Origin of the sequence: Leptospira meyeri, assembly GCF_004368965.1 — a bacterium.
Lineage (GTDB): Bacteria > Spirochaetota > Leptospiria > Leptospirales > Leptospiraceae > Leptospira_A > Leptospira_A meyeri.
Genome location: NZ_SORO01000001.1, coordinates 1,755,631 through 1,776,636 on the forward strand (window position 1 = coordinate 1,755,631; position 21,006 = coordinate 1,776,636).

The 21,006-nt window shown below is 38.9% G+C and carries 19 protein-coding genes; 12 read left to right on the top strand and 7 right to left on the bottom strand.

The genetic code is table 11. The annotated features are described in order from the left end of the window. Window positions 1-114 precede the first annotated feature (114 nt). Window positions 115-957: a diaminopimelate epimerase gene (dapF, locus tag CLV96_RS08130; RefSeq protein WP_004786685.1), complete on the bottom strand. Its 843-nt coding sequence runs from the start codon at window positions 955-957 to the stop codon at window positions 115-117. A gap of 112 nt (window positions 958-1,069) precedes the next feature. Between dapF and CLV96_RS08135 the strand changes: the two genes are divergently transcribed. Beyond that, complete coding sequence (locus CLV96_RS08135; RefSeq protein WP_004786607.1) at window positions 1,070-1,921, top strand: class I SAM-dependent methyltransferase; 852 nt, start codon at window positions 1,070-1,072, stop codon at window positions 1,919-1,921. On the opposite strand, the gene CLV96_RS08140 is transcribed toward CLV96_RS08135, so the two are convergent. Next, window positions 1,895-2,716 (bottom strand): HAD family hydrolase, encoded by an 822-nt coding sequence (locus CLV96_RS08140; RefSeq protein ID WP_134151870.1) that lies wholly within the window; start codon window positions 2,714-2,716, stop codon window positions 1,895-1,897. The two genes, CLV96_RS08135 and CLV96_RS08140, sit on opposite strands and share 27 nt — an antisense overlap. A 75-nt stretch (window positions 2,717-2,791) precedes the next feature. Between CLV96_RS08140 and CLV96_RS08145 the strand changes: the two genes are divergently transcribed. Beyond that, window positions 2,792-3,007, top strand: a complete 216-nt coding sequence (locus CLV96_RS08145) for a hypothetical protein (protein WP_004785445.1) — start codon at window positions 2,792-2,794, stop codon at window positions 3,005-3,007. Here the strand turns inward: CLV96_RS08145 and CLV96_RS08150 are convergent. After that, window positions 3,004-3,966, bottom strand: a complete 963-nt coding sequence (locus CLV96_RS08150; RefSeq protein WP_004785890.1) for a hypothetical protein — start codon at window positions 3,964-3,966, stop codon at window positions 3,004-3,006. The two genes, CLV96_RS08145 and CLV96_RS08150, sit on opposite strands and share 4 nt — an antisense overlap. Next, on the bottom strand, window positions 3,963-5,885 hold the full coding sequence (gene fliD / locus CLV96_RS08155) for a flagellar filament capping protein FliD (protein WP_004787346.1): 1,923 nt from the start codon (window positions 5,883-5,885) through the stop codon (window positions 3,963-3,965). Before fliD ends, CLV96_RS08150 begins: the two co-directional genes overlap by 4 nt. A gap of 25 nt (window positions 5,886-5,910) precedes the next feature. On the opposite strand from fliD, the gene ppk1 reads away from it, so the two are divergent. The 8 genes from ppk1 to CLV96_RS08195 all read left to right on the top strand — a co-directional run bounded on the left by ppk1 (window position 5,911) and on the right by CLV96_RS08195 (window position 17,151). Further along, window positions 5,911-8,055 carry a polyphosphate kinase 1 gene (ppk1, locus tag CLV96_RS08160; protein WP_040917255.1) on the top strand — a complete coding sequence of 715 codons (2,145 nt, stop codon included), beginning with the start codon at window positions 5,911-5,913 and terminating at the stop codon, window positions 8,053-8,055. 10 nt (window positions 8,056-8,065) lie between these two features. After that, window positions 8,066-9,478, top strand: coding sequence for an FAD-binding oxidoreductase (locus tag CLV96_RS08165; protein ID WP_004785360.1), 1,413 nt, complete (start codon window positions 8,066-8,068; stop codon window positions 9,476-9,478). Window positions 9,479-9,598: 120 nt separating this feature from the next. Further along, window positions 9,599-9,928: a hypothetical protein gene (locus tag CLV96_RS08170; protein ID WP_004784065.1), complete on the top strand. Its 330-nt coding sequence runs from the start codon at window positions 9,599-9,601 to the stop codon at window positions 9,926-9,928. Between the two features lie 263 nt (window positions 9,929-10,191). Next, window positions 10,192-10,563, top strand: coding sequence for a hypothetical protein (locus CLV96_RS08175; RefSeq protein ID WP_004787232.1), 372 nt, complete (start codon window positions 10,192-10,194; stop codon window positions 10,561-10,563). A 105-nt stretch (window positions 10,564-10,668) separates the two neighbouring features. Next, window positions 10,669-12,087, top strand: a complete 1,419-nt coding sequence (locus tag CLV96_RS08180; protein WP_004785778.1) for a TolC family protein — start codon at window positions 10,669-10,671, stop codon at window positions 12,085-12,087. Window position 12,088: 1 nt separating this feature from the next. After that, entirely contained in the window at window positions 12,089-13,096 is a 1,008-nt protein-coding gene (locus CLV96_RS08185; RefSeq protein WP_004785634.1) for an efflux RND transporter periplasmic adaptor subunit, read from the top strand. Between the two features lies 1 nt (window position 13,097). Beyond that, complete coding sequence (locus CLV96_RS08190; protein WP_004786516.1) at window positions 13,098-13,850, top strand: hypothetical protein; 753 nt, start codon at window positions 13,098-13,100, stop codon at window positions 13,848-13,850. Then, window positions 13,843-17,151, top strand: a complete 3,309-nt coding sequence (locus CLV96_RS08195) for an efflux RND transporter permease subunit (RefSeq protein WP_004787283.1) — start codon at window positions 13,843-13,845, stop codon at window positions 17,149-17,151. Before CLV96_RS08190 ends, CLV96_RS08195 begins: the two co-directional genes overlap by 8 nt. Before the next feature lie 84 nt (window positions 17,152-17,235). Here the strand turns inward: CLV96_RS08195 and CLV96_RS08200 are convergent, their stop codons facing one another. Genes CLV96_RS08200 through CLV96_RS08210 form a run of 3 tightly spaced genes read right to left on the bottom strand, consistent with a single transcriptional unit; the run spans window position 17,236 to window position 19,785 of the window. Continuing rightward, window positions 17,236-18,447 (bottom strand): porin, encoded by a 1,212-nt coding sequence (locus CLV96_RS08200; protein WP_004785361.1) that lies wholly within the window; start codon window positions 18,445-18,447, stop codon window positions 17,236-17,238. A 36-nt stretch (window positions 18,448-18,483) separates the two neighbouring features. Then, window positions 18,484-18,885, bottom strand: coding sequence for a hypothetical protein (locus CLV96_RS08205; RefSeq protein ID WP_004786424.1), 402 nt, complete (start codon window positions 18,883-18,885; stop codon window positions 18,484-18,486). A gap of 21 nt (window positions 18,886-18,906) precedes the next feature. Then, a complete protein-coding gene (locus tag CLV96_RS08210) occupies window positions 18,907-19,785 on the bottom strand; it encodes a DUF455 family protein (protein ID WP_004787032.1) in 879 nt (292 codons plus the stop codon). 76 nt (window positions 19,786-19,861) lie between these two features. Between CLV96_RS08210 and CLV96_RS08215 the strand changes: the two genes are divergently transcribed. Then, window positions 19,862-20,200: an MGMT family protein gene (locus CLV96_RS08215; protein ID WP_004787661.1), complete on the top strand. Its 339-nt coding sequence runs from the start codon at window positions 19,862-19,864 to the stop codon at window positions 20,198-20,200. A gap of 1 nt (window position 20,201) precedes the next feature. Next, the gene (gene thiD, locus CLV96_RS08220) at window positions 20,202-21,002 is read left to right on the top strand and encodes a bifunctional hydroxymethylpyrimidine kinase/phosphomethylpyrimidine kinase (protein ID WP_004786919.1); all 801 of its coding nucleotides are present in this window, start codon (window positions 20,202-20,204) and stop codon (window positions 21,000-21,002) included. Window positions 21,003-21,006: the final 4 nt, after the last annotated feature.

The following is a 21,006-nucleotide window of genomic DNA, read 5'->3' on the forward strand; positions in this document are numbered from 1 at the left end:
TACTGCCAATTCAAATTGACCAAACATTGACTCCATGGTCACAAAATCTTTGTTAATTGATGGTCAACAGTAAAATCGGCACTATTGACCGATTTACTTTAAGCAATGTTGAATCTAAACTTCTACTTCTCCAGAAAACACTTCCTTGGCTGGTCCCGTCATCAACACTGATCCGTTTTCTTTCCATTCGACATGGAGAGTTCCCCCTCTAAGATCAATCTGCACAGACCGTCCCGTTTTTCCATTTAAGATGGAAGCAACTGTCACAGCACAAGCTCCAGTCCCACAAGCTAAGGTTTCCCCAGCTCCTCTTTCCCAAGTTCTTTGGTAAAGATGATCTTTTCCTCGAACAGAAACAAATTCCACATTCACCCTTCTTGGAAATAATGGATGGTTTTCAATGAGAGGGCCAATTTCCCGAACTGGGAAGGCATCCGCATCATCCACATAAATCACACAATGTGGATTTCCCATACTAACAGCCGTAAAATGATACTTCTTTCCTTGGACTTCTAATACTTGGTTGATGACTGGTTCGTCGCCTGTCCATACAATAGGAACTAGTGTTGGTTTGAGGATAGGTTCACCCATATCCACAGTCACCATTTCTACTTTGCCATTGTTACCTGTTTTGAGGTCGAGGGTGAGTACTCCCTTTCCTGTTTCAATGGTTGGCTTTTGGTTTTTAGTAAGGCCGTGGTCAAAAACAAATTTTCCCACACAACGAACTCCATTCCCACACATCTCGGAGGAACTTCCATCAGAGTTGTACATGTCCATTTGGAACTCACCAGTTTTTGAATTACGGATAAAAATCACCCCATCTCCACCAATTCCAAAATTGCGATCGGATAGTTTTTGGATTTGTTCTGGACTCAGACGGATATCATTTTTCGTGGCATCGATATACACGTAGTCATTTCCAATTCCTTCCATTTTGGTGAAGTTAATTTTCATCGGTTCCTCTCTTATCTCACCCCATGTTTTTTTCACAATGAATGTTGGCAAGCCAGATCAAGGTTTTTTAGTTTGACCCTTGTTCTCAGTAGTTAGACTGACTCAATAGAGCATGAAATCTTGTATCCTTTGCCAATCCTCCGAGTCCAAAACCGTTTTCAATGAAAATGGAACCCCCATTTTAGAATGTAAAAACTGCGGTCATGTTTATTCCTCTTATGAACAAGAAGAACATTACGAAGGTTATTGGGACGGGGCAGAACAAACCTATGATTTAAAATGGTGGGATGATGCACACCGAGCTGTATATTCTGATTTTATTTCCACATACTTAAAATCGGATAAAGGAAACCTTCTCGATGTGGGTTGTGGTCTTGGATTTTTTGTGAAGGCAGTGCTTACCAAAAAACCAGGTTGGTCCGCCGTTGGTTATGAGATTTCCAAACAAGCGGTAAAATTTGCCAACGAACAAAATGGAATGAAAACGGTTTATGCAGGTCTTGTTCAGGATTCCAAACTTCCCAAAGAAAGTTTTGATATCATCACTTTGTGGGATGTGATCGAACACATTCCAAAACCACATTCCCTGCTCACCTACTTACATGGTCTACTGAAACCTGGTGGGATTCTTTTTTTACAAACTCCAAACTTTCCGATCCAACTTGCCAAAGCCAACCTAAAGGTAAAACTAAAAGGGATGAAGGAAGGTGTTCATTACCTAGAAGCCAAAGACCATGTAAACAATTACAAGATGCACACTTTAGCGGAACTAGGAAAACAATGCGGATTCATTGAACCGAAGTACAAAGTACTTATGCCCATACTTTCTGTATCGGGTAGCAAAAGTAAACTGGCCGTTTATTTAAAGTTAGGTTACTATTATTTTACCAAACTCATCTTTGCTCTGAGTTTTAGAACCATCAACTGGAACAATACTTTATTTTTGACGCTTAAGAAGCCATAATTCTGCGAAATCTAAAGCAAAAACTATATTCGGTGCTGTCCAAATCGGTGCCGAAGATTCAAAAGGATACTCCACCACACCTGCTCCCTCCCCCCACATTGTAGGAATGTGAATGCTTGCGATTCCGTGGCGGTTGGCTCCCAGAACATCATCTTCCCAATTATCTCCCAGTAAAATACAATCCCCTGGATTTTCTTTGGCTGCTTCTAATACGTAAGAGAAAAATTTTGTGGATGGTTTTTCAAATCCAACTTCTTCTGAAGTAATCAGTGTAAAACGAAAAGGTTCCGGTAAAAAAGAAGATACTTTTAGTAATTGAGTTCTCAAAGTTTCGTTGGTGGTTAGAAAAATTGGGAACCTTTCCGATAAAGCCACTAGTTTGGGAAATAGTTTGGTTTGGTAGATTTCCTTTTTTGCTTCCGTCTGTAAATAAGATAAAAAATGAAAATGATATCTTTCTTCCATCCACAAAACGTCAAAGATGTCTTTTGTTTGGAATCCGCTTAGCGTCGTTGGATTTGTATCAGTTGGTTCTTGATTTATGGTAAATTGATCTTTCACAACATCCAACATCAACTTAAAACATAGTAGCCGTAAACGATTGGAACTATGGCCTTCCAGTTGGTTTTTTACTTTTTTTCTAGCAGATTCGTATAAAGAAACAAAATCGCCACCTAACCCTCGCTCTTTCCAATCTTTGGCACATTCACCGATTGCAAATTCATATGCCGGTTTCGAAGGTAAAAGGGTATTGTCTAAGTCCAAAAACAAAGCCATATCAGAAAAGAAAACCATAGACAAACATTCTGTCAACGGTTTGGTTTTTAATATTTACTTGTATCCCACACAATCTTCGGTTAGAGTTTCGTCATGATTTCCCTCTCCTCCATTTTGGCAGTGCTATTCTTAATTCTTGGACTTATCTTATCTCTCTATGGAGTTTGGACTTGGTCTGATTCTATGTATGAAAAATCCCTGGGTTGGAATTTAAATTTGATTTGGGGAGGAGTGGTGTTCTCAGTGGGAGTATTGTTTGGAGTTGGGAACCGGATTTCCACCCGATTCCCCAAAGAACCAAATCCTTAAACTTTGACTCTTTCTAAAACAAGAGAAAGGAAAGGAATGAAATCACTGAGTAATTCAGGAAGTTCGTATTCCAAAATATCTCCAGCATAGACAATATCATTTTTTTCCATTGCCGAGGCAATGTTAGAAAGTGTTTCATTCAAACTTGTAATCACGTCAGAAAGTTTTTTATCCTCAATGGCAAGGGCTTGCCAATCTAACTCCGCATGACGAGTTTGTACTGATACAAGAGCTGACATAAGACCCGTTAAACGACCAACCGCATCATTCAAAATCTCAGATGCCAAATGGTCTTTTCCTGATTGGAAGTTTTCATTTACCAACATAAAGTCTTTGATGACTTTTTCTTTATCATCCACAAATCTAGAAATGATTTCAATCAGTTCACTTTCATCCATACGCATCACAGCAAGGCGAGTACTTAGATCCATAAGGAAAAGTTTTACATCTCGAAGGTCTTCCAAAAAAGTTTCAATGGCTTTTGTGGAATCTAAAACCTCGGATCCATTTTGCAAAGATTCCAAAATTTCTTCTACGTTTTTACCTTTCCCCATTGGTTGGATGAGGTTTAAGTTTAAATTCAAAAGTTTTGTAGTGGTGCGGATCATGGAAATGATCCAAGGAATTCCTTCTTTTAAATCCTCTGTTTCTTTTTCCGTCAGAGAATCACGACCCACAAGGGTGCTACCAACCTTATCAACGTAGTTATCAACTTCCCAAAGACTGTCTTCAATCACATCCAGTTCTTCACCCACAAATAAATCCAGGCGTTCGGTTTCATCTACACCCACTGCATTTAGATCGGAACGATTTAGTTCTTTCCCATTAACAGTGAAATGACGCAGATACTTTCCATTGGATTCAATCCACTTTTGAATTTCATCTAACACTTGGCCGAGGTTTGTTTCGCCATCTAGTTTAGTATCTAATTGTTGTTCGTTGATATAAATATTCATCATTCCCCACCGTTCCCTCTAAACATATTATTCTGTAAATAGTTCCCAACCGATTTGTTTTTTCCCACACCTTGTTCCATGTAGAGAAATCTTTGTTTCAGTTTGGCTTCAAAACTAATGAGATGTGACTCATGTTCTTTGATTTTTTTATTATTTCCTGATACACTTTCTTCCAGAAGTTTCACTTTGCTTGTGACAATTCCAGATGCGTATTGGTTATAGGGTTTAAGAATTTCAAGCAGGCGAATCCCAACCCCTTCTTCCATCTTTGCATCGTTATTTGGATCAGAGGCAAATAAGTCCCTTACCCCATCCGGATTTTCAGAAAGAACCGAAATCAAACGTTCTTGGTCAATTTGCAAAAGTCCGTCTTGAATTTTTTCCCAGTTAGAGCCCACGGCTCCAGTGGAGATTCCAATGTCTGTCAAAACTCGAAATCCATTTTCTTTTGTTGCCGGATAATACGAGTTTGCAGTAGTTTTTAAAGAAGCAATGAGTCTTAAGATAGCATTTTCACCGGCAAGGATTCCCGATTTGGATTTGTTATCCCAAAAATCACGTGAGATGTCTGCTGATTTGGAATCATCACTTTCTTTTTTATCAGAAATTTTTCCATTTTTTTCAACAGAAGTGACTTCTTTGGAAAACTTCATAAGTTCATTATAAGCATCCACCCATTCTTTGATAAGGGCGGAACCTTTGGCATGGTCCACATGAATTTTTAAGGTAACTGGTTCTTCTGTCACCTTATGAACATTAAATGAAATCCCTTCCAATACATCCGCAATTCCTTCATTGGATTCACGGGTGATTTCCACACCGTCAATTTTAATTTTAAGATCTTTTCCTTCTTGCAAAACTTTTAATGGTTCCGCTGTTCCCGGAGCAGGTGGTGTCACAAGAGTGACTGATTTAATAAGAACCGGAGTGGTTGCCGCATTTGAAAGAATAATGGCAGTTAGATTTTTATCACTCGCATAATCACCAGCTAAAAAAATATACTTAGATTCTGTTTTGCTGATGGGTAGGAATTTATTGCGAACACTTCCTTCCTTTTCAAATCCAATCCCCATCTCCATTACCGCAGGAGCTTCACCAACGATTTCTACTTCAATGAAAGCCCTTTCTTTGATTTCGGTCACAGCCACAGGGATGGAAAAGGCAGTGTCAGGTTTGATGCTGATTCCTTCCTCCGATTGGACAAGTTTCTCTGTTTCGACTTCCGATTTTTTAAATTTGGTTTGGTCCCAAACTTTGGATTTGATTACATCTAATGATAATAGTTGCTTTGTGTCTTCTGCACTGGCTTTGTTTTCACCAACAAGACCTGCTAGTTTCAAAATTCCATTCGGGTCAGAAAATTGGAGTTCATTTTTTTTACCGGTTTTTACGGAAGTGACAGTCAAGATCGATGAGTCTTTATCAATTTTTATGATGGAAGTGTCAGCAAGTCCCCCCGCCATATTTTTGATGGAATTTGTGAGTTCACTTAAGGACCCACCAGGAAAGGTCACCACCTCTTTAGATTTCCCAGAGTAGATCGTAAAACTGCCCTCTGGCAATCGGATGTCTGTATCAATAGCAACACCAGATAACTGGTGTTTGCTTGCCATTTCTGTGATTTCTAAAGCACGGTTTCCAGATTTAGCAGCACGAGAAGCCTCGCCTGTGATCACACCTTCTTCTGATGAAGAAACCGATTTGGTTGCAAAGGGAGCAGTAAAGGAAACGAGGGCACGGGTTTTTGTTTGGAGGTTCGCGGAAAGATTTTTCACTTCTCCCCAGATTTGTATCTGCGCTTTGGCGTATTCGTTTTCCGTTTCCCATCGTTTGATGGGTCGTCTTTCGAGTTCGACCAATTTTTTAACGATATCGTTTGTATTTTGCCCAGTCATTAGACCCGGCATGGTGTATGCTGGCATATCGTCCCAAATCCCTCTGAATCTAGTGTCGTCGATTTCTACAAAAGGATTAGGAATTTACAGAATTTTTTCCTTCCCAAATCCTAGAATTATGACTGCTAGCCCTACAGAAAAAATAGAACTGGGGAACCAAAATATCTTCTTCGACCGCGAACTTTCCTGGGTCGACTTCAACCACCGCGTTTTGGAAGAATCCTTTGATCAGGAGAACCCCCTTCTCGAACGCCTTAAATTTCTTTGTATCACAGAATCCAATTTGGATGAGTTTTTTATGGTCCGAGTTGCGGGCCTTCTCAACTTAAAAAATGCAGGAATCGAAGAACGTAGCCTAAATGGCAAACGAACTTCCGAAACCTTGGCCGAACTTTATTCCAAAGTAGGACAATTTGTCAAAAGACAGTATGAAGCCTTAGATGAAATCCTTGTCGAACTCAAAACCAACAAAATTGTTGTGGTCCAAGATCCTAGCGAACTTGCTGGTGATGACATCCAATTTGTTAAAAATTATTACAAACGAGAAGTGTCCTCTATTCTCACTCCACTTGCCATCGATCCTTCGCATCCCTTCCCTCATATTCTCAATAGAACATTAAACTTAGGGATTACTTTGTATTCTGATGATGATAAAAACAAAGCAAAAGAGCTCTTCGCCATCGTTCAGGTGCCAAGCGTATTACCACGGTTTTTGCAATTACCACAAAACAAAGAAACTGATGTGAGACGATACTTTCCACTAGAAGAAATCATTAAACTTCATTTAGGTGATCTTTTCTTCGGAATGAACGTAAAACAAATTCATACATTCAAAATTGTTCGTGATGCTGATATCTCCATCAATGAAGAACAAAATATCGGTGACCTTCTCGCCACAATGAAAAACGAATTAAAGAACCGAATGTGGGGAGATGCAGTTCGTTTGGATGTTCATTCTGGTGCTGGACATATCAAAGAATTGTTACGTGGTCTTTTGGAATTGGAAGAATATCAAGTTATGGAAATCCCCACCTTACTTAGTTTAAATGACCTTATGTTTTTTCAAAGTTTAGAAAAAACAAGTCACTTGAAATATTCATATCCTGTCCCAAAATCTGGATTTGCAGCTAAAAAAAGTGAATCTATCTTTTCTGAAATTCGCAAAAACGATCACCTTCTCCATCATCCTTACGAAAGTTTTAAATCCATCGAAGACATGTTAAAGATTGCAAGCCAAGACCCTAAGGTCCTTGCGATCAAAATGACTTTGTATCGAACTTCCGGCGATTCCCCCATCATCCAGTATTTGGGAGAAGCAGCAGAAAATGGAAAACAAGTTACTGTTCTAGTGGAACTCAAAGCAAGGTTTGATGAAGAAAGAAACATTCGTTGGGCCAAAAAATTAGAAGATAGTGGTGTCCACGTTGTTTACGGAGTGGTGGGACTCAAAATCCATTGTAAAATGTTACTCATCGTACGCAGAGAAGACGATAAACTCAATCGTTATGTTCATCTTGGAACAGGAAACTATAATTCCACAACAGCTAGATTCTACACAGACTTAAGTTTATTCACTGCAAATCCTGAAATTACAGAAGATGTGGCGATTCTTTTTAATACCATCACAAGCTCGGGAAAAATGCCAAGGCTTTCTAAAATTTATGCAGCCCCTACCTTCCTAAAGGAAGAGTTCCTCCATCTCATCCAAAGAGAAACTGACAATGCAAAAAACGGGAAACAGGCACGTGTTATTTTTAAAATGAATTCACTTGTTGATCCTGATATCATTTTAAAGCTTTATGAAGCCTCACAAGCTGGTGTCAAAATTGACTTAATCATTCGTGGGATCTGCTGTCTCCGGCCCGGAATTCCAGGGGTTTCGGATCGAATCAATGTTCGCTCCATAGTGGGAAGGTACTTAGAACACTCGCGGATTTATAGTTTTGAAAACGGTGGGAAACCAGATGTTTATCTAGCTTCTGCAGATTGTATGCCAAGAAATTTTCTTCGCCGAATCGAAGTTATGTTTCCAATCCTTCAAGATAAACACAAAAAAAGAATCGCAAAAATTCTCGAATTATTACTTCGGGATAACACACAGGCCAGGGTCCTAGAATCGGATGGCACTTATACAAGATTAACACCAGGAGATGATGATCCCGCTGTTAATTCTCAAATCGACATGGTTGATATCTAAAGGATAAAGAATGGATTTTACAAAAACAAAAAATGATTTAAGCCAACTCATCGGAGAGAAGAAGGTCATTCAAAAAGATGACGGAACAATGGACGAAGCCTTGTTCAATTCCTATGGAACCGACAGAACGAAAGTGTATCCACCAAATTACCAGGTTCTTGTTTTTCCAGAAAGTACAGAAGATGTAGCTGCTGTTGTGTCCTACGCTTATAAAAATGAAATTGCAGTGGTTCCTTCTGGGGGACGAACCGGATACGCAGGTGGCGCTGTTGCCAAAAATGGTGAAATCGTTATCTCTTTAGCAAAAATGAACCAAGTGGTTGACTTCGACCCATTCCTTGGCACCTTACACGTGCAAGCTGGAATGATTACAAAAAATCTCCACAAAGAAGCCGAGGAACGCGGATTTTATTTTCCAGTAGATTTTGCAGCCACAGGATCCAGCCATATTGGAGGAAATATTGCCACCAATGCAGGAGGGGTACGTGTTGTTCATTATGGACTGATTCGGGATTGGATTCTTGGACTAACGGTTGTAAATGGGAAAGGGGAAACCTACAGGTTCAATGGCGAAATCCTAAAGAACAATACTGGTTACGATCTCAAACATTTGTTTATTGGTTCTGAAGGAACCCTTGGAGTCATTACTGAGGCTGTAGTCAAACTCACAAAACCACCGAAAGACATCCGTGTCATTTTCCTTGCTGTTCCAGAGTATAAGAATATTTTAGAAATTTTTCGCGAAACACATAACTTCGATTTACCTCTCCTTGCCTTTGAGTTTTTAACTGATTATTGTTTGGATAAAGTCAAAGAACATTTAGGTGTTCCCGATCCATTCCAAGCACCTAGCAAATATTATGTTCTTATGGAATTCGAAGTGGATGGTGAAGGGGATGAAGAAAAACTCTATTCCATTTTAGAATCCATCACAGAAAAAGAACTTATCACTGATGGTTCCATTGCGCAAAACTCTCGCCAAAACGAAACCTTCTGGAAATACCGAGAAGGCATTTCTGAATCGCTATCCCTTGCTTATACCGTTCACAAAAATGATATTTCTCTTCCGCTTCGCAATATGGAAGCCTTCTTAGATGAGATGACCGCACTTTTGACGAAGAAGTACCAAGGATTTCACATTGCTCTTTTTGGACATATCGGGGACGGAAACCTTCACCTCAACATTGTGAAACCAAAGGAACTATCGGATGCGGAATTCTTTGCCCAGTGCAAACAAGTGGACCCAGAAATGTTTACCCTCATTCAAAAATTCAAAGGCTCCATTTCCGCCGAACATGGAATTGGACTTTTGAAAAAAGATTACCTAAACTTTTCCCGGTCCGAATCAGAAATCAGCACTATGAGAGCGATCAAATTGGCTTTTGACCCGAAAGGAATTCTAAACCCCGGCAAAGTGCTCTAAATCAAGGCAAATCCAGGCGGAACAGAAAATTCGGGTCGTTCTGCCTGTTTTGTAGGCAAATTCCAAAAAAATGCTAGATTTTAATCAGATCCAGTCTATACTGTAACTATGTTCAGGAACGTGATAAAAATATTTGGGATTTCCCTACTCACACTTTCCCTGGGCAGTGCTTTTTTATCGGAAGAGAATGTTCTTGTTCGCACTCGGGGGGCAAAATCCAATCGAGTCACTGGAAAGAGCCAACTTTCAGGCTCCATTTCTGTTGCAATTCAAAAATCCTCTTCTGAAGAAACTTCAGGTACAAAAGATTTAGAAGACGTTCTTACTGGAAGTGGCAAAGGCCAGACTTCCATCACAACCCTTTTGTTGTCACATAACAACAATCTGCATGCGTCTTTTATCTCTGGGCTTCTTGCATCTCGTTACCTAAGTTTACCTCCACCCGTTTAACTCCTCTCTACCGCTTAAACCTGTGTCCCGTGAGGGACACAGGATGTTTTTATATATTCAACTTATCCTATGATTTGTTTCTCATTTGCCAAAGACTATTGCGACTGTTCCAGGGAATTCCTGACTCTGGGCAGTCTTTTTTTTGAAAAATCCCTCGTCCATATCCTATATATTCATCAATCTGAACAATGATTAGTGATTGGTGTAAGCATTAGAAGTATTTTAGAATTGAATGCATGCGTCAAAATGAATGAGTGGACAATATGAAGGCAAACTGGTCTGCCAAGCTGATCGCATTCCTCTTAACGGTAACCATTGGTTTCCCATGGGATGGTACGTCAGATACAGTTTCCCAATATCTGGAAGCAAATCTTCACCAGATTAAAAAATCTTATTCATCCTCTTTAGAAACTCCTGAAGACACAGCCATCGATGATCCTAGAATTTCTGCCATTGATGATTCTGCTACCTTAAGTCGTTCCAGAGCGGACTTTTTAGATTTTTTTAATGAAAGTCGATCTGATCTTTTATCGGAATCTCTTTTAATTACCTTTGTTGATTTGATTTCAGAAGGAACCTATGTTCCCAGTTTACTTTCCTCACTTCTCTTAAATATTCCTCCTCCTATTTCCTAGATTTCATCAACTTCGGCTTTCGCTGAATCCAGAAGTATACCTACGTTCGCGAGGATCCAGGTGTAACTATGTTTTTTTTCTCAATTTTTTTATGTTTGGTAACTTATGAGTTTTTACAAAAGAATCGGTATCTACCTCTTTCTTGTGTTTTCTACCTCCTACCTATGGGGAGAAACTAGAATTGCACAAGCAAGTGAAGCCCTGAAAAGACAACTTTCAGATGAAAATCCAAGATCATCTTTAGGATCTAGTTTGTATCCTGATGACCAAAGATTGAATCGTGAAATTGATTTAGAGTCTGCAGAGACACTTCTATGGAAGAATAACCTTCTACTCATTGCATCCCGTTTCCAAATCGATGTAAAAAAAGCAGGTATCTTACAAGCAGGTCTTTATGCAAATCCTAACATTGCCATAGACCAAAGTATTTTTGCAGAACCGACACAAAGGTATTTTGATACAACAAGATCAGGACAATCGGTAATTCAAATCCAACAGGTATTTTTACTTGGAGGAAAAATTGATAAACGTGTGAAAGTTGCAGAATTGAATGCAAAGATCTCCGAACAAGAGTTTTATGATTTGGCTCGCGCAGTCATTACGAAACTAAGAAGAACGTTTTATACAATTTACTTTTATAAAAAGGCAGTTGTGTTTTATGACCAAAGTATTGCTTCCATTGAAAAAACAGTAGATTCTTCGGAACTTGCTTACAAAAGACGGGCACTCCTTCAAGCAGAACATTTACGATTAAAGGCTCTTTTGTTCTTTCTAAAAAAAGAAAGAGAAGATTTAGCAATCAAAGTCTACGAAAAAGAAGCAGATCTTAAAATTCTTTTGAATGATGATTTGTATCGTGATGCAAGAGTTGAATTTATTCCTACTGTCAATGAATCGAATTTAGATGCAATTGTTCCTAACCAGGCACGTCTGGAAGATTTAGTTGAAATCGCTCGTGAAAACCGACCTGACCTTAAAAAAGCATTACAAACGTTACGTTTTGAAGAAGCAAACTTAGAACTCCAATATGCAAATGCCATCCCTGATTTGTCTTTTGGTCCCGTTTATAACCGTGGTGGTACTGCGTTCCAAAACTATTGGGGAGTCACAGCACAGTTAAGTGTTCCCCTCTTCGACAGAAACCAAGGAAATATACAAGCAGCAGAAAAAGCCATTTTAGTTCGCAAACAAGAATTAAAGAACAATATCCTAGAAGTAGAAAATGAAGTAGCCGTTGCTTACCAATCAGCTCGGATTAAAGACGCTCTTTATAAACGATTTAGCAACGCTTATATCAAAGATTACGGAAGTTTATCTTTGGATATGATTATGAGTTATGAAAAAAAATACATAACCATCTTAGAGTTCGCTGACTTCTTTGAAACTTATCGTTCCAGTATTGTCGAAATGTTAAAACTACAAACTGATCGAATGGAAGCCATCGAAAATGTAAACTATGCTGTGGGTAAAGGTGTCTTTATCCCCAAATCTGAAAACCAAACCAATCCTAAAACTGAGGAATAAAATGTTAATTACCTTAAAATCTTTAAACCAAAAGGCAAAAATCCTCCTAATTTCAGGAGTGGCTCTAGTAGTCATCGCTGTTCTATTTATGATTTTTTCAAAACCGGCAAAACCTGTTCACAAACATCCAGAAAAAGCTGAAGTTTTTGACGGAGGTTTGCGAATTGAATTCAAACCGAATAGCCCTGGACTTGAAATTGTCAAATCCACTACAATAGGTGGCGGTGGAGAATTCGTAAGTTTGGAAGCACCTGCAAGACTCATTGCTTCGACCTCACCTTCAGTTAGTAATGGAGCAAGGATCATCCTTTTCGAATCAGCAGAGTTAAACGATCTTTATGTTGGATATGTTCATGCTAAAAACAAACTTCATAGATCGAATAAGAACTTAAGCCGAATCAAAGATATGTTTGTACACCGAGTGGCAACTGAAAAAGATTTAGTAGAATCAGAAACAGATTCCGGAAATGATGCAGCAGAACTTGCTGAGTTTGAAGGAAAACTTAGAGCACAAGGTCTAAATCCAAGTGAACTTAGCACTGCAGGAAGCTTAAAGGCTTGGATCATTACCGATGTTCCCGAATCCCAAATCTCTACCCTACGCAAAGGTAAAAAAGTAAAAGTAGTATTTGCCTCTTTTCCAGATGAAGAGTTTGTAGGAACAGCAGAAGCAATCGGTGATAACGTAGATCCTCTCACAAGAACAGCAAAGATGAGAATCATCGTTGTAAACGAAAAGTATAGATTGAAACCAGGTATGTTTGGGGTTGTTAAATTCCCAGAACAAACAGGTGGTGATAGTGTGGTTTTACCTTATACAGCAATTGTCACTGTGGAAGGGAAAAACTATGTTTTTGTAGAAGAGAAGCCATTAACTTTTAAAAGAAGAGAGGTTGTCTTAGGTATCTCTACAAAAGAAAGAGTCAATATCATTGAAGGTCTGACTCCTGGCGAGAAAGTTGCCATCCAAGGTTCCATTCTTTTAAAAGGTTTGAGTTTTGGTTTTTAATATGAAAAAACTCAGTCTTTTACTTATCACAATATCATTATTAGGTTCTACATTATTTGCAGAACCTTCCTCTCCGTATCCAAAGGATAAGGAAGGAAATGAAATCAAACCAGAATGGACTCCAACTAAATCAGATCAGTCGGCATTTGGTGAAGATGAAAAATTGAAAGCTGATAGTTTAGATGCCAAAAGACTTCCAAAATCTACCAATTTTTGGGTATATGGTGCATCCATCGGTTCTCCCGGCAGTATTAACTTTAATTTAGGGTATTATTTTAAGGATGTCGTTTTACGAGGATCAGGTGGTGCATGGGGACCTCATTGGTATGGCGGACAAGTGGATTTAGGATATACCTTCTGGAAAACTCCCGTGATTGCTCATAGTATATCAATAGTCGGTGGTTACTTTGAAGTAAATCCCTTTGCACCAGAAGTTGGTCGGGGTGGTCAATCTTCTTATCCTACAGGCCTCAACATTCCTGGATACAATCGAAGAGACCCTTCACAAGAAGACTTACTCATCAGATCCTATGTAAACTCAATTGATAGCAATGTCGGAGCTTATTTAGAATATGAAAGTCGAGAAAGACAAAGAGTCCATCTTTCACAGAGATACATCGGACTAACTTATGACTTCCTACTTGGAAATTTCTTTTTACAAGTAGGTGGCGGAGTTGGACAAGGCGACTACAAAAACCCACAATTATTACTCCAAATGGGTTACCTCTTCAATACGAGGGAATATCATGATTAAAGACTTTATAGAACAAGCACTTAAAAATCGTATTACTACACTGATTGCAGCGGCAGTGGCCGTTCTCTTCGGAACTTGGGCATGGATTGACATTCGAAAAGAAGCCTATTCTGATATTGCTGACACTCAAGTACGACTCATCGCTAAATTTCCTGGAAAAGCTGCGGTTGAGGTAGAAGAACGTGTTACCCTTCCCATTGAACGGGTATTAAATGCAATTCCTAAGGTTGCCGTAAGACGATCAAGAACCATCAACGGTTTAGTTGTATTTCAATTTGTATTTGAAGATGGAACAGATGACTATTTTGCTCGTATGCGACTTATGGAAAGAGTTGCCGATGCAGACATCCCAGAAGATGTTCATCCAGCACTTGGGCCAATGAGTTCTCCTGTCGGCGAAATCTATCGATATGTTGTAGAATCTTCTGAAAACCATACTCCGATGGAACTTCGGACTATCCAAGATTGGATCGTGATGCCGAAGATGTTACAAATACCCGGAATCGCTGACGTTGTTACTTTTGGTGGACTACCAAAACAATACCATGTGGTCACATCACCCGATAAGTTGATTCGATATAAATTAACCATTGGTGATGTTATCAAAGCAATTCAAGAAAACAACTTGAACACCGGAGGAAATTTACTCCTCCAAGGAGAACAAGGATTCCCCATTCGGTCTCTTGGTGCCATCAGAGATCCAAAACACATTGAAAACATTGTAGTCAAAACCGTAAACGGAGTACCCGTTTTTATTCGAGACTTAGGTTCGGTTGAAATTTCACATCCTATTCCAAGTGGGGTTCTTGGTTACACCATCCAAAACGACGACGAAGGGCTAATTGACGTAGATTCGTCTGTTCAAGGTTTGGTGGCGATGCGTCGTTGGGGCGATCCCAATGAAATGGGAGAAAGAATTCGAGCCAAGGTACAAGAAATCAACGAAAACTATCTCCCAAAAGGTGTACAACTCCGCAATACGTATGATAGGACAGACTTAGTAAATTACACTCTCCGTACAATTGGTAAAACTTTAGTAGAAGGTGTTGTTGTTGTCAGTTTAGTTTTAATATTCTTCATAGGAAGCGTAAGAGCCTCTCTCGTCGTTGTTGCAACTATACCGTTCGCAATGTTATTTGCGTTCCTTTTGATGAATATGACCGGAATTCCTGCCAGTTTACTTTCATTAGGTGCCATTGACTTTGGAATTATTGTGGATGGCGCAGTTATCATGGTAGAAAACATCATGAGGCGATATAGAGATGCAACTCCAGAAGAAAAATCTCATGGAATATTAGCATTCACAAGAGATTCTGCATCGGAAGTGGGAACAGAGATCCTCTTTTCGATTCTAATCATTATCTTAGCTTATCTTCCGATTTTCTCTTTTGAAAGGATTGAAGGACGTTTGTTCAAACCTATGGCTTTTACAATTTCCTTTGCAATTCTTGGTGCTTTGATTTTTGCGATGGCAGTGATTCCCGTACTCATGTCCATCATTTACAAAACTTATTTTGAATCGAAAAATCCAGGTCCTATTGAATGGCATAACCCGGTTTATGATTGGATAGAAGTTCGCTATAAACGAATCATCGAGTTCATCGTAAATAGATCACGCAAAGCAGTTAAGTATACTTTTAGTGTCGTTACTGTTTTCCTTGCAATCGGTATGTTTTCTTTAGGAACTGAATTCCTTCCGGAAATGGATGAAGGTGGGTTCAATATTCGGATCTTCTTTCCAGTTGGTATTTCCTTACCGGAAGCAAGAAAGTTTATGCCAAAGATTCGGCAGACTATTTACAAAAATGAACAGGTTAGCGTTGTAATTTCCCAGTTGGGAAGAAACGATGATGGAACAGATCCACTTCCGCCAAACAGGTTAGAGGTTTTAATTGGTCTGAAAGATTATAACCAATGGAAAGAAAAGATCACCAAACAAGAGCTACTCTTTCGAATGAGAAATGATTTGGAAGCAACTCTTCCTGGTGCAAGGGTAAGTTTTTCTCAACCAATTATGGATAACCTGTCCGAAGCCATTATGGGTACCATCGCCGATCTTGCCGTCTTTGTTTCCGGTAACGATTTAAAAATCATGCGGGGAATAGGAAATGAGGTTCTGGAAGAGATCAAAGAAATGAAAGGTGCCAGTGAATTTGGTATTGAACAAGAAGCAGAGAGTCCTCAGCTCACTATCAATATCAACAGGGAAGCTGCTGCACGATTTGGAATCAATGTCATTGATATCCAACAAATGATTGAAGCAGCCATCGGGATGCAAAGAGTGAGTACCTTATACGAAGGTCCTTCCGACATTCCTCCTAAAACACCTGCAAGATTTGGAATTGTTGTTCGATTTTCTAAAGACTATCGTGCCTCCAAACAAGCCATTGAAAATATGCCGATTATCTCACCAAAGGGAGAAAGGATTCCATTATCACAATTGGCTGAAATTGAAGTGATTGATGGCCCAACTATGATTTTCCGACAAGAAGGTCGTCGGGTTGTAACTGTTAGAACCAATATCCGTGGTCGTGACCAAGGAGGATTTGTTTCTGAACTGCAAAAACGTGTGAAGAAAAAAATCAAACTTCCTGATGGTTATGAAATTCGATTTGGAGGACAATACGAAAACTTAGCTCGTGTAGGTAAAAAATTAGCAATTGTAATCCCGATTACAATTCTCATCATTTTTGGGGTTCTCTATATGCTATATCGAAACCTTAAATATGTATACGTTGCATTAGCTTGTATTCCTCTCTCGCTCCTTGGAGGAATTTATGCACTTTTATTCAGAGGATACTATTTCAATGTTTCCGGTGGTGTCGGATTTATTTCACTCTTTGGAATTGCGACAATGGCCGGCGTATTGTTTGTTTCCAGAACCAACCACTTGTTAATCGAAGAGCCAGATATTACAACGAAAGCAGCTGTAAAAAAAGCTGCAGTGATCCAGCTGAGACCAATGCTTATGACCATGTTGCTTGCGTTACTTGGTTTGATCCCAGCAACTCTCGGAACAGGGGTTGGATCCGATGTTCAAAGACCTCTTGCAACGGTAATTGTTGGTGGCTTGTTCTCAGCCATGTGCCTAGTGCTGACAATTCTTCCTTCCCTTTATCTAGTTGTAGTTGGAGAAAGGAAACCAAATGCAAAAGAACTCGAAGAGATGAGTCACAAAAAACACATCCCTTTTCTCGACTTCGTTAGTGAACTGAATGAAGAGCCACTGGAAGAGGGTGAGGAAGACGAAGAAACTCCAAAGAAAAAGAAAAAACCGGTTAAGAAAAAGAAAAGGACCTAATTCTTTTCATATATATATCTTATACCCAATTCTCCTATTTAGCATTCCAAACCAGTGTATTGGTTTGGAATGTTTTTCATTAAACTAATACCGAACCGATGCTGCTACAATAAACAATCGTTCGATACGGCTGTGTTTATTTTTATCAGTCTCAAATACAGGATCCATTGATTCTTTTTGAGTCACTTCAAAACGAATAAGACCTGGATTCCAATGTAATAAATCAAAAGTAGCAGTGTAGCCATTTGTCATAAAACCATTTCGTGTGTATGTAGTTGCCATCACTTGTTTCGGATCATAATATCTTTCAATCCGAAAACTCAAACGGTAAAGATCATCATATCGAAAACTGGTCCAAAAAGTTCCATGGTACCATTGATTATAAGCGTTTGATTCCCTATTCGTATAAGTTCCAAGTGTTGGATTGATTTCTTTCCACCATGGTTCATACTGAAATGATTCTTTTGCCTTTTGTGCTCCGATATCACCAGATACAGCAAATGATAACCAATCTAATGCTTTCCATTCCAAAATAGTATTATTGTATAATCGTGTTTGTTTTCTCTCGAAATCAGGTGCTTCATTTCCAACAAATTGATTTGCTGTAACAGTAAAACTCGGTGTTACAAAAAACTTAAATTGGGTTCCAAGAGATTTATCTTTGTTTTGGTCGGTGATGTTCTGCCAGCCGTTCATTACATGAAACTGAAATTGAAACTTATCGGAAAACTTAGTTGTAAGTCGAACTCCAGAAGAATAATAAGGAACGTAATCCAGGGCCAATGCTCTCGTATAATTCCAGTTATCCGAAGATATCCAAGATTCATGTCCAATATGTCCAAAATAAATACCTGCATCCACCCAGGTATCCTTTGCTAGCTTAAAACCGACATAAGCCTCCTGGATATGTTTCACAGAATTTTGATTCGAACTAATATCCCGATTTGCCTCTGACGCATAATTCGTGTTTACCGATGTTCCAAACTGAAAAGCCAAACGACCCCTTACTTTTTCCTCCTGCCATTTGGCATCAACAAATCCAAGGTTAATGTTAAACTCATCATTCCGAACTGCTTGGGTTGCATACAATCTTTCTTTGGATAAAGGATGATTGGTATTATGCGAATAATATGTATCAACAAAAGCACCAAACTTTAAACTAGCTGGCAGGGGATTCTGAATTGTCGTTGGAGTTTGGATTGCCTGTTCCTTTATTTCCTCTGCTTGTAGCAAGGGAAAACAAAAGAAAAACAAAGAAATTAGAAGTAGGATATTTGAACAACTGAGTTGTTTCATAGTGTTCCGCCCTAAAAGAAGGGCGAAAAAGTCAGATTACTTTTTTAATAACTCTTTAATTTCTTTTGGAAATCCAAGAAGTTCTTCTGGAATTGGGATTAATTTTTTCCTGTATTTGGCTTTGTATTCTTTTTTGAATTTTGTATGACAAGATTTACAAGTTTCATCTGGTTTTCCAAGAGTCAACTTAGCATCGATAATTTCTTTCCATTCTGCTTTTTGGTCTTCCGGTGCCATTTCTGGAACCTTTTCTAATATCTTATTGAGGTAATCTGCATTCTCTTTTTTATCATACAACTTTGTTGCAGGCTTAGTAAAATCCTCCATAAAATCATGAAGGTTCATTTCCGTAGTTGCTTTGGCTTTTTTTTCTGCATTCAGTACAATTCCGAGTGCTGACAAAAACAATAACACACTCAACATCATTTTCAATTTCATAATTACCTTCCAAAAGGAATCTTAAGGATTCTTGAAATGAGAATCAAGTCTGTTTTTACGAAGGATTGTCTCTCCAAGTCCGAATTTTTTAACTGATTCCAAATTGACACGACCAGTGTATTCATCTTCGTAGGCCCCCAAAGATTCAATGAAGTCCCCATCCATTCCGGCAAGAACTCGTGTATCCGGTAGATATAAATAACCTTTTGCTCTGCGGGGTGTAAACGGAAATTGAATCAAAGATAAATAATGATCCCAATGGCTCACATTTTCTGGAATAGAATGTTCGAAAGCACGAAGACCTCTTTTCACATGTTTCACTTCATCTTCAAAAATTGTAAGCATTATATCAGATGTTAGCTGGTCTCCAAAAAACGAAAAAACTTGTGCATAAACCTGCGCATAATCTAAATTTGCTCCTTCAAAGGAAATAGACATAACTGCAGCGAAAGATTCTAAACTTTTAAATTGACCTTGTTGTTTCCAAAAAATGTAATTCAGAGGGATATCACCAAAATCAACGCCAAAATCGCGCATGCGATTCAAATACAATTTCAAGTGAATTTGTTCTTCCTCAATGGTTTTTAAAAATCCATTTCGAACCGATCTAGGTGCATCCGGAAAGGCGAGTAAAGCCCAAGCAAATAACTCAATGGCCATAAGTTCGTGGTTTGCAAAATGGTGAAGGCTGAGTCCTCGATTGGATTCTACGTTGAGATGTTCCAAACGAGGGATTTTTACTTTTTTGTCGGAAAATTGAAATTTCGACGAACGACCAGGCGATTCAATCCGTATGGGAGGAAATTCAGCTTCTTCCTCCCAGTGACGAATGGGAGGTAAAAGTTTATCTTCCAAATTTGGAGCGAGTAACAAATGTTTTGCGTATTCAGAGACCTTCATTTCAATAATGACTATTAGAACCTTTAAAAAGGAATTTACAAAAGAATTAAATCATTAGGATATAAATCCAAATTCAATGAGTACTCCTAAAACTAAAAGTAAGAATTTTTACGATTCCGTTTATGCAGTGGTCAAAAAAATTCCGAATGGAAAAGTCACCACTTATGGACATATCGCCTTACTTCTGGGAAGTCCTAGGGCCGCAAGAGCAGTGGGTTATGCTTTAAACGCTCTAAAAAAAGATATGGAACAAAAAATCCCTTGGCAACGGGTCATCAATGCACAAGGAAAAATATCTTTTCGTGGTGATACTTTTCGATCTTCCTTGCAGAAAAAAATCTTAGAATCGGAAGGTGTTGTCTTTGATTTAAACGGTGATAGCATAAATTTTGACAAGTACGGATGGTTTCCATAATATGAAGAAAGAATTTCCCATTACCTTAACAATTGCGGGCTCCGATTCCGGTGGTGGTGCTGGAGTCCAAGCAGACCTCAAAACTTTTTCTTCTCTCGCTACCTTTGGAACCACAGTCTTCACTTGTTTAACTGCGCAAAATCCCGATGGAGTCAGCGGAATATCCGAAATTTCACCAGACTTTGTTTCAGCTCAATTAAAAGCTGTTTCTGAATATTTTCCCATCAAAGCGGCAAAAACAGGAATGTTGTATTCTGCAAATATCATTGAATCAGTTGCCGAATTTTTTTATGAAAACCCCGACATCCAATTGGTAGTAGATCCAGTAATGGTTGCAACCAGTGGTGCCAAACTATTAAAAGATGATGCAATTCTATCTTTGACCAAAGATCTCTTACCTCTTGCAAAACTAATGACACCTAACTTGGATGAGGCATCACTTTTGCTAGGCGAAAAAATCAACCAATACGATCAATTGATACCTATGGCTGAAAAATTATTTGAAAAATATCAGGTTCCCGTTCTTCTAAAAGGTGGCCATCTTCCAAATGCAACTGAAGCAACCGACGTTTTATTTGACGGCAAATCTTCTTATTTATTCTCAAAACCTTTTTTAAAAGGAAAAAATACACACGGAACTGGATGTACCTATTCCGCAGCCATCACATCCTTCCTTTCCCATGGAAAAAATCTTCCAGAAGCTGTCGGTTCAGCTAAAGAATATCTTCACCTAACACTAGAAGATGAGATCAAAACTGGTCCCATTTACCACTTAAATCATTTCCCTGAACCAACAAACTAAAGCC

What these genes read in the sequence shown, in the direction of transcription:
- thiD (WP_004786919.1), top strand. Translation starts at nt 20,202, where the DNA reads ATGAAGAAAGAATTTCCCATTACCTTAACAATTGCGGGCTCCGATTCC.
- CLV96_RS08195 (WP_004787283.1), top strand. Translation starts at nt 13,843, where the DNA reads ATGATTAAAGACTTTATAGAACAAGCACTTAAAAATCGTATTACTACA.
- CLV96_RS08140 (WP_134151870.1), bottom strand. Translation starts at nt 2,716, where the DNA reads ATGGTTTTCTTTTCTGATATGGCTTTGTTTTTGGACTTAGACAATACC.
- CLV96_RS08215 (WP_004787661.1), top strand. Translation starts at nt 19,862, where the DNA reads ATGAGTACTCCTAAAACTAAAAGTAAGAATTTTTACGATTCCGTTTAT.
- fliD (WP_004787346.1), bottom strand. Translation starts at nt 5,885, where the DNA reads ATGCCAGCATACACCATGCCGGGTCTAATGACTGGGCAAAATACAAAC.
- CLV96_RS08210 (WP_004787032.1), bottom strand. Translation starts at nt 19,785, where the DNA reads ATGAAGGTCTCTGAATACGCAAAACATTTGTTACTCGCTCCAAATTTG.
- CLV96_RS08180 (WP_004785778.1), top strand. Translation starts at nt 10,669, where the DNA reads ATGAGTTTTTACAAAAGAATCGGTATCTACCTCTTTCTTGTGTTTTCT.
- CLV96_RS08190 (WP_004786516.1), top strand. Translation starts at nt 13,098, where the DNA reads ATGAAAAAACTCAGTCTTTTACTTATCACAATATCATTATTAGGTTCT.
- CLV96_RS08150 (WP_004785890.1), bottom strand. Translation starts at nt 3,966, where the DNA reads ATGATGAATATTTATATCAACGAACAACAATTAGATACTAAACTAGAT.
- dapF (WP_004786685.1), bottom strand. Translation starts at nt 957, where the DNA reads ATGAAAATTAACTTCACCAAAATGGAAGGAATTGGAAATGACTACGTG.
- CLV96_RS08145 (WP_004785445.1), top strand. Translation starts at nt 2,792, where the DNA reads ATGATTTCCCTCTCCTCCATTTTGGCAGTGCTATTCTTAATTCTTGGA.
- CLV96_RS08175 (WP_004787232.1), top strand. Translation starts at nt 10,192, where the DNA reads ATGAAGGCAAACTGGTCTGCCAAGCTGATCGCATTCCTCTTAACGGTA.
- CLV96_RS08205 (WP_004786424.1), bottom strand. Translation starts at nt 18,885, where the DNA reads ATGAAATTGAAAATGATGTTGAGTGTGTTATTGTTTTTGTCAGCACTC.
- CLV96_RS08165 (WP_004785360.1), top strand. Translation starts at nt 8,066, where the DNA reads ATGGATTTTACAAAAACAAAAAATGATTTAAGCCAACTCATCGGAGAG.
- CLV96_RS08200 (WP_004785361.1), bottom strand. Translation starts at nt 18,447, where the DNA reads ATGAAACAACTCAGTTGTTCAAATATCCTACTTCTAATTTCTTTGTTT.
- CLV96_RS08135 (WP_004786607.1), top strand. Translation starts at nt 1,070, where the DNA reads ATGAAATCTTGTATCCTTTGCCAATCCTCCGAGTCCAAAACCGTTTTC.
- CLV96_RS08185 (WP_004785634.1), top strand. Translation starts at nt 12,089, where the DNA reads ATGTTAATTACCTTAAAATCTTTAAACCAAAAGGCAAAAATCCTCCTA.